The sequence below is a fragment of the Acinetobacter sp. YH12136 genome, assembly GCF_013418545.1.
In the GTDB taxonomy this organism is placed as follows: domain Bacteria; phylum Pseudomonadota; class Gammaproteobacteria; order Pseudomonadales; family Moraxellaceae; genus Acinetobacter; species Acinetobacter towneri.
Genome location: NZ_VPBV01000044.1, coordinates 1 through 8,720 on the forward strand (window position 1 = coordinate 1; position 8,720 = coordinate 8,720).

At 56.1% G+C, this 8,720-nt stretch carries 1 protein-coding gene, 2 pseudogenes and 1 other annotated feature; of the genes and pseudogenes, 2 read left to right on the forward strand and 1 reads right to left on the reverse strand.

The genetic code is table 11. From position 1 onward, the window contains the following. The first annotated feature begins 17 nt into the window (after positions 1-17). The gene (locus FTU71_RS13770) at positions 18-7,382 is read left to right on the forward strand and encodes an Ig-like domain-containing protein (protein ID WP_180112103.1); all 7,365 of its coding nucleotides are present in this window, start codon (positions 18-20) and stop codon (positions 7,380-7,382) included. Between the two features lie 282 nt (positions 7,383-7,664). Here FTU71_RS13770 and FTU71_RS13775 read toward each other — a convergent pair. After that, positions 7,665-8,137, reverse strand: a pseudogene (locus FTU71_RS13775) (aminotransferase class V-fold PLP-dependent enzyme). Here FTU71_RS13775 and FTU71_RS13780 point away from each other — a divergent pair. Then, positions 8,106-8,720, forward strand: a pseudogene (locus tag FTU71_RS13780) (IS3 family transposase); the annotation flags it as partial. The pseudogenes FTU71_RS13775 and FTU71_RS13780 sit on opposite strands and share 32 nt — an antisense overlap. Further along, positions 8,381-8,497, forward strand: a sequence feature (AL1L pseudoknot). (Overlaps the previous pseudogene by 117 nt.)

Below are 8,720 nucleotides of genomic sequence, written 5' to 3' on the forward strand. Positions count from 1 at the left end.
TACAGGGCAGCAGTTTATTGAACGATCCTGACGTTACAGTTGATGCGACAGCGACATTTACTGACCTTGCAGGCAATGCGAGCACAGTGAGCACCAGCCAGCCGTATAGCATTGACACGACTGCACCGACAGCCGGCACCCTGTCTGCACCGGACAATACAGTTGACACCACGCCGACCATCACGGGAAGTGGAGCCGAGCCTAACGTATCGATTACGGTAACAGTGACGGACAACTTGGGAGCGGTACAGACCCTGACCACCACAGCGGATGGCTTGGGTAACTACAGTGTGACTCCGTCCACGCCACTTGCAGAGGGTGGCTATACAGCCAGTGCGATTGCCACAGATGCTGCGGGTAACCCGAGTGTGCCAGCAACAGATAGCGGCAACATTGACACGACTGCACCGGATGTAACGACAGGTCCGACAACACTGACCATTGATGCTGTTACTACAGATAATGTTTTAAATGCAGCTGAGTCAGCAGGCACTGTGACCCTGACAGGCAGCCTGAGCAACATTCCGGCTGATGCATCCACCACAGGTGTGACTGTTACCGTCAACGGTGTGAACTACACAGCGACAGTGACGGGGACTACCTGGAGCGCTGATGTCCCGGGCAGCAGTTTATTGAACGATCCTGACGTTACAGTTGATGCGACAGCGACATTTACTGACCTTGCAGGCAATGCGAGCACAGTGAGCACCAGCCAGCCGTATAGCATTGACACGACTGCACCGACAGCGACGCTCAGCATTGATGCAGTTACAGCGGACAACATTGTGAATGCTGCGGAGGCAGAAAAAGATGTGACGTTGACTGGTCAAGTGACTGGTGAATTTACAGAGGGCGATATCGTCACTCTGACCATCAACGAGAAAACATACACGGCTAAGGTTCAGGCAGACGGTATTTGGAGTGTTGCTGTAGCAGGTAGTGATTTGCTGGCTGATGGCGACCAATCAATCGCAGGCAGTGTGGTGGTGCATGATGTGGCAGGCAACCCTGCGACAGTGACAGCTGATAAAGTCTATAGCGTTGACACCACAGCACCGACAGCGACGCTTAGCATTGATGCGGTTACAGCGGACAACGTAATCAATAAGTCCGAATCCGAGCGCGACAACGTGCCGGTGACGGGTACGGTGGGGGGCGATGCGAAGGTGGAGGATATCGTCACCCTGACCGTCAATGGCAAAACCTTCACCGGCGAGGTCTACGACGACGAAGGCACGCTGCGCTTCAGCATCAATGTGCCGGGGGCTGATCTGGCGGCTGGTACGTCCATCTCCGCCAGCGTCACCACTCATGATGACGCTGGCAATGCGGGCACGGCCGATACCAACCGCACCTACTCGGTGGACATTGAAGCCACGATCACCATCACCGGCCCGCTGGCCGTTGACGATGTGATCAACGCGCTGGAATCGGACGAGAGTCTGACCATCACCGGCACGACCACGGGCGTGGAAGCAAACCAGCCGGTGGAGGTGGTCGTGGGCGGCAAGATCCACTACGCAACGGTGGGTACTGATGGCAACTGGACCGTGACGGTGCCTGCGGACAACGTGGGTGACCTGGACGATGGCCCGTTGACGGTCACGGCAACGGTAAGCGACGAGGCCGGCAACGTAGCCTCGGACAACCATGCGGTCACGGTCGATACCGTGCAGCCAGGCGTGACGGTGACTATCACCGACGCGGTGTTGAACATCGCCGATCCCAGCAGCGACCTGACCATCGTCTTCAGCGAAGTGCCGCACAGTGCCACGGGCGTCGCGTTGACATCCGAGCAGGTCAAGGCTCTGCTAAACTTGCCGGCGGGCGTGAGCGTGGGTGATCTGACCACCAGCAATGGCGGCCTGACCTGGACCGGCACTCTCACCGCCGACAGCGTTGTCAATGCGACTGACCTGACGGTAACGGTGCCGGCCAACAGCTACTACGACCAGGCGGGCAATGCCGGTACAGGCAACAGCGACAGCGTGACCGTCGATACCACTGCGCCGACCATCGACCAGGCTGCAATCGGCGACGGCAACCTGTCGCGCGATGAGGCGACCAACATCACCCTCAGCGGCACCACCACCGGTGTCGAGGCGGATCAGACCGTCACCGTGACCGTGACCGATGGGAACGGTGCCACCGTCGTGGTCACCGCCACCGTCGGTACCGATGGTAGTTACAGCACCACCGCCGACCTCACCGGTCTGGCCGATGGCCCGATCACCGTGTTGGCCGAAGTCACCGACAAGGCGGGTAACCCGGCCAATGACAGCGAGGGGGCCACCCTCGACCTGACCGCGCCGACCATCACCATCACCACGGTGGCGAGCGGCGATGACATCGTGCAGTGGGGCGAGAAGACTGGCAGCGGCATCACCGTCGCCGGTACGGTCACTGGCGTGGCCGAAGGCACTACCGTCACCGTGATCTTCAACGATGTGGATGGCAGCCCGATCGTCGTCACCGGCACGGTCGCTGCAGGCGGCACCTGGACGGCTCCGGTCACCCAAGCACAAGCTGCTTTGTTGAAGGACGGCAGCGCCAGCGCCACCGTCAGCGATGCCGCTGGCAACAGCGCGAACACCAGCCACACCTACACCGTCGCTGCGCCGCCACCGCCGGTCATCACTGGTTATGTCGACAACATCGACAGCGTGCAGAGCACCACGGTCGTCCCCGGCGCACCAACGCCTGCCACCACCATTGCTGGGCAGGTGCTGGGCGATTGGCACCAGCCGCAGGGCTTCACGCCTGTCAGCAATGAAGCTGGCGAACACGGCGTGTTCAGTATCGATGCAAACGGCCACTGGAGCTACCAGCTCAACACGGGTATCGAAGCCGAGTTGACCGCTTCGGCAGGTCCGTTGATGGACTACTTCACCGTTACGGGCGCAGACGGCAAGAACTATCAGGTCCAGGTTTCCACCCACGATGCGCAGGTGGAGGTCACCACCGTACTGCTGAAAAACATCGGTTCGGTCGGCAACAGCTACATCGATGACGGCCAGCTTGATGGCGTGGCCGCTGGCCAGACGATCGACTCCGGCAGCGTCACCGTCAACGGCGCGCCGGTTGCGATCGGCGAGGCCATTCGCGTGGCAGCCGGTGAAATCACCATCCACGCCGATGGCAGCTACACCCTGGAGCCGTACAGCAACAACACCGACATCGTGGTGGAATACACCGTCGGTGGCATGTCGCAGAGCCAGATCATCACCACCGCCGCCAATACCGTGAACTACAGCAATGACGTGCTTGGGGACATCACTGGCACGGTGGATCCGGCGCTGGTCAATGAGAATGGTGAGGTCACCTTGCGTCTGTACGCCAACAAGTTCACCACTTCAGATGAGATACAGGGCGTGCCTGGCTTCCCTAATGGTGCTGACGTGACCGTAACGGTGGACCCGAACACTGGCGCATGGACCATCAGTGCGGATCAGTTCCACGACGTGCTACAAACCATCTGGGCCGCTGGCCACCTCCGCAACGACAACATCTACCTACAGGTGAAGGCGGTCGACCCAGTGACTGGCAAGGCCAGCGAGGCCTCGCAGAAATACACCTTCGTCACCGATACCGTCGCGCCGGAAGCCACCAGCGTGGATTACGTCGAAGGTCAGAACGAAGTCACGGCACTGGTATCGGAATACGCTGGTCCGTTCGGTGATCAACAAGGCGCCAATACTGGTAACTTTGTGACCGTCACTTATAACGGCAACGTGGTTGGTACGGGTACGGTGGGCGACCGGATTGCCGGTACCGATTACCTGTCGATCAAGGTGGATCTGAATTCTAGCGGGCTGGGTCTAGCGGACGGTGAAACGTTCGACAGGTCGAAGCTCAAGGTTCACATCACCGACAGTGCAGGCAATATCGGCATCAGCAATGACCTTGTCATTGACCCAGAGGACTTGCTTGATCTGCCACCGGTCATGGTGACGGGCTATGGCGATGCCGTTTCTGGAGGCATACACAACGCCGATGTGATCAACGGCGGTGTGACCAACGACAACAAGGGCACAATTAAGGGCAGCATCACACTGGAGGAAGGGCATTCAGTTACCCACATCCTGGTGTACCTATACAACCTGTCCAACCCAATTATGATCAGCACTACGGCGGACGGCACTCCGCTCGCCGAGGCCACAGGTACGGTGACCTGGGAAGTACCGCCTGAGCGTCTGGGCCCGCCGATCACCACCACTGGCTCCCTAGCCGATGGCGCCGTCACGGTGACGGCGCGTGCCTACAACGATGCCACCGGCCTGCGTGGAGAGGTCTCCAGCAACTTCACTATGACCGTGGATACCGCAGCGCCTACCGTGGATGTCGAGATCGACGCGGTCAAGCTGCTGGCTGGCCAGACTACCGATCTGAGCATCAAGTTTAGCGAAGTACCGTACAACGATGCCACCGGCACCGCACTGACGGCCGAGCAGGTCAAGGCATTGCTGAACTTGCCGACGGGCGTGAGCGTGGGTGATCTGACCACCAGCGATGGCGGTCACACCTGGACCGGCACCGTCACCCCGACGTCGGGCATGGCGGATGAAACGCTCACGATCAGGATCGATGCGGGCGGCTACCACGACCGTGCCGGCAATGTCGGTGGCGGCGACAGCGACAGTGTGCGTGTGGATACCCAGGCTCCGATGGTCACCGTCGAAATGGCGGATGGCGATCTGATCGCCGGTGAAACCACCACCGTCACCCTGACCTTCAGCGAAGTGCCGCACAACGCTTCGGGCCAGCCGCTGACGGCGGCGGAAGTCCGCAATCTGCTTGGCAACCCCGCCAACGTCAGCATCGGCAACCTGACCAGCAGCAACGGCGGCCTGACCTGGACCGGCACCCTCACCCCGAATGCCAACTACGAGGGCAACGCCACCGTTACCGTTGGCAACGGCAGCTACTACGACAACGCAGGCAACGCCGGTAGCGGCGACAACGACAGCGTGGTGATCGATACCCTGCCGCCGAGCGCAAACGATGACAGCGGTTCGGTCACCGAAACCAGCAACACCGTGCCGGGCGTTGGCTCGGCCAGCGGCAACGTGCTCGACAACGACGGTAGTGCAGCCGGCACGGTGACCGAGTTCAAGGCCACCGTGGGCGGTGTCGAGTACACCGCAGCGGCGGGTGGGTCTATCACCACCACCTACGGCACCATCACCATCGGTACGAACGGTGCTTACACCTACACCCTGGACAATGGGCGCCCGGTCACCCAGGCGCTCAACAATGGCGATGCACCTGTCGAAGTGATCACCTACACGGTGACCGATGCGGCGGGCAACACCAATACCGCCAACCTCAACATCACCGTCAACGGCAGCAATGACGCACCGACGATTGCAATCGATACCGCCAGCGAGCAGCCGCCGGTGAGCGGCGGCAACCTGGGTGATGGCCGCTTCTCCTCGGTCGGCACGGCAGGCGACAACAATCCCAGCACCAACACCATGACCTTCAACGTCGGCACAGGTGTGGACCCCTCCACGGTGCGCGCAGTGGTCAACCTCGACCGGGTGGACAACACCTTCAGTCTGTTGGTCAACGGCCAGGATATTTTCGACAATCCAACGAGTCTGACGACCATCTTCCAGTTGGAAAACGAAACCGTCACCAGCACGGGGGCGCATGTCGTCACGCTGCGTTTTGCCGATGGCACCTGGCTGGGTGTAGGCAATCCCTGGACTGCCAATGTCAACGGCCTGCCGCGTTTCCAGATCATCATGACCGAGGAGGGTGTGCGCTTCTATGCCACCCGCGCCACCAACTCCACCGAGTTGGAGGAAATCTTCATCGGTACCCGCAACGGCACGAATTTCGCAACGATCTTCCCGCAAGGGCTGACCAATCCCGGGTTGGGCGTACCGGATTTCACGAGCGGCGGGAATACGATGACCGTGGTCAATCCCAATGGCTCGGGCCAGGACCTGATCTCCGGTTATCTGAAGGTCACCACCGGTGGCACCTTCAGCATCAGCGATTGGGACAACGGCCAGGTCCAGACAGCCACCATCACCCTGCTGGGCACCCAGACCGGTGACAAGCTGATCACGGTGCTGCCGCTGGGCATTACTGCCAGCGAAACCACCGTCGCCGGCAACAAGGTGTTGACCCTGACCGGCCCGGCCTCGCTGGCCGACTTCGAGGATGCCATCCGCTCGGTGATGTTCCAGCCGGGTGCGGTGGGTGGCGAGCGCACCGTGCAGATCCAGTTGACCGATCCGAACGGGGCGCAATCCAACGTGCTCAGCGGTAGCGTGAGCGCGGGGGCCACGACACTTGCGGCAACAGGCACGGCAAGCGTGAACGAGTGGACCAATGCCGGTTTCGAGGTGGCGGGCTACACCACCAATGCGACCACGCTCTTTGCCAACGGCAACCCGGCCCAAGGGCTGATCGTGGGCGCGACGCTGGATGCGGCGTTGACGGCATCGACGGGTGTGGGTGCCAGGAACGTGACTGGATTTCCGGACGCCGCAAATACGCGTGGCACTGGCATCGGTGTGACCGGCGGTACCGATGCCCGCATCTCCGGCAACGAAAGTTTGGTGATCGATATCGGTTATGACGTGCAGTCCGCACGCCTGACCTTCACCAACTTCACCACTGGAGAAACCGCGCAGTGGTATGCCTATGACACTGCCGGGGTGTTGGTTGCAAACGGATCGTTGAGTAGATCGGGTGATGGTAGTAACAGTACTCAGAACACCACCCGGCGGCCCTTCGACCTCAATGGCATCGACGGCGACTTCCGCTATCTGGTCGTGAAGGCGAGCAACGGCGACTTCCTGGTGGATGGATTGGAGGTGAAGGGCTCGACCAACACCTACACCATCGGCGAGTTCGATTACGGCACCTCGGGCATCGCCGGCAGGAGTGCCGACGTGGAAAGCTTCGCCGCCAATCTGTTCGATGATGATCTGCTGATAAGCGGTTTCGAGAATGACAGCCTAAATGGCGGTGCAGGAAGTGACATCCTCAATGGTGGTTCAGGTAACGATACCTTGATAGGTGGTTTGGGTTCAGACACAGCGATCTATGTGGTCTTAAATGCTGCCGATGCGACTGCTGGCAATGCTACCGATACATGGAAAGATTTCCATTTTGGTGACACTGCTACGGATAGCGAAGCTGACAAAATTGAGTTTAGCGCAGACTTCTTTACCGGATTGCTAGAGGATCACTCAAATATCGCAGACTATATCTCTGTAACTGAGGATGGCGATAATGTCGTAGTGTCGGTAGATCGTGATGGTTCGGCAACCGCCTATCATTCGACAGAATTACTGGTGCTTGAAAATCAAGCGGGTTTAACTTTGGAGCAGTTATTGGCAAACGGTCAAATCATCATCGGTTAATATCATATTAAGGGTGGCTTTCGAGTCACATACAAAGTACAGGGATGTGGATCATCCCTGTGCTTTGAGTTATTTATCCATTGGAGCGTATAACCTTGTGGTTTAGCACGAGGTTATACGCGACTGGCGTGAGCCATACGACAGGGAATGTCGTATTCAATTTCTTTATTCTTCATTACTTAGAAGTATTACTGTTAAAGGGCTTTGTTGCACAAAGATTTCATAACTATATGATTTTAAAAGTTTTGATTATTTTTTGATCCAAAATTAAATTTATTTAAATCAGATGCTTACATATTTATGCAACAAAGCCTCTCTGATGTATAAAGCTCCAATACCTTTAGGGCCAAAAATTTTATGTGCAGAAAGGGAAAGAAAATCAATATTTAATTCATCCACATCAATTTTACTTTTAGATAAGATTGCGCGGCATCAACATGAAATTTGATATTTTTTTTGAAGCAAGCATCGCCAATTTCTTTGATAGGTTGAATAGATCCTAGTTCATTATTTACATGCATAATGCTAACAAGTACTGTATCTTCACGCATATGTGAAATAATATCTTGTGCTTTTACAATGCCATTTACTTGTGGTGCAATATAAGTGATTTCATAATCAAATTCTTTTTTTAAAAAATTACAAATAGATAAGACACATTTATGTTCGATAGTGAACCGTACCGGGTTTGTCGGAGAGTCAATATTCTGAGAGACTATCCCGATGACAAAATTAAAATATACCCCTGAAATCAGAGAAAGAGCGGTTCAATTATTGATTGAATCCGAAAAAGATTATCCTTCTACTTGGGCTGCAATCACAGCAATTGCGCCTAAGATTGGTTGTACTCCTGAAACACTTCGTGTTTGGTATCAAAAATATTTAGATAAACAAAATCCAGTTAAAGTACAGCAGTTTTCAGACCAAGAACGTATCAAACAACTGGAACGCGAAAATAAAGAACTGCAACGTGCTAACGAAATTCTACGTAAAGCAGCCGCTTTTTTCGCCCAGGCGGAGCTCGACCGCCCACACAAATAATGGTGGATTTCATCCATAACAATAAAGACTTATATGGTGTTGATGCGATTTGTAGGATTTTACCGATCGCAGCTTCAACCTATTATCGAATACTAGATCTCACAGTAAATCCAGAACATCGAGCGAAACGAGATCGACATGATGAGCATCATGCTGAACAAATTAAACAAATTTGGAAAGAAAGTTCAGGTCGATATGGTGTGCGTAAGGTCTGGCAACAATTGAAACGTGAAGGTTATGTTATCGCACGTTGTACAGTTGCTCGATTGATGCAGAAGCTAGGTATACAAGGTGTTT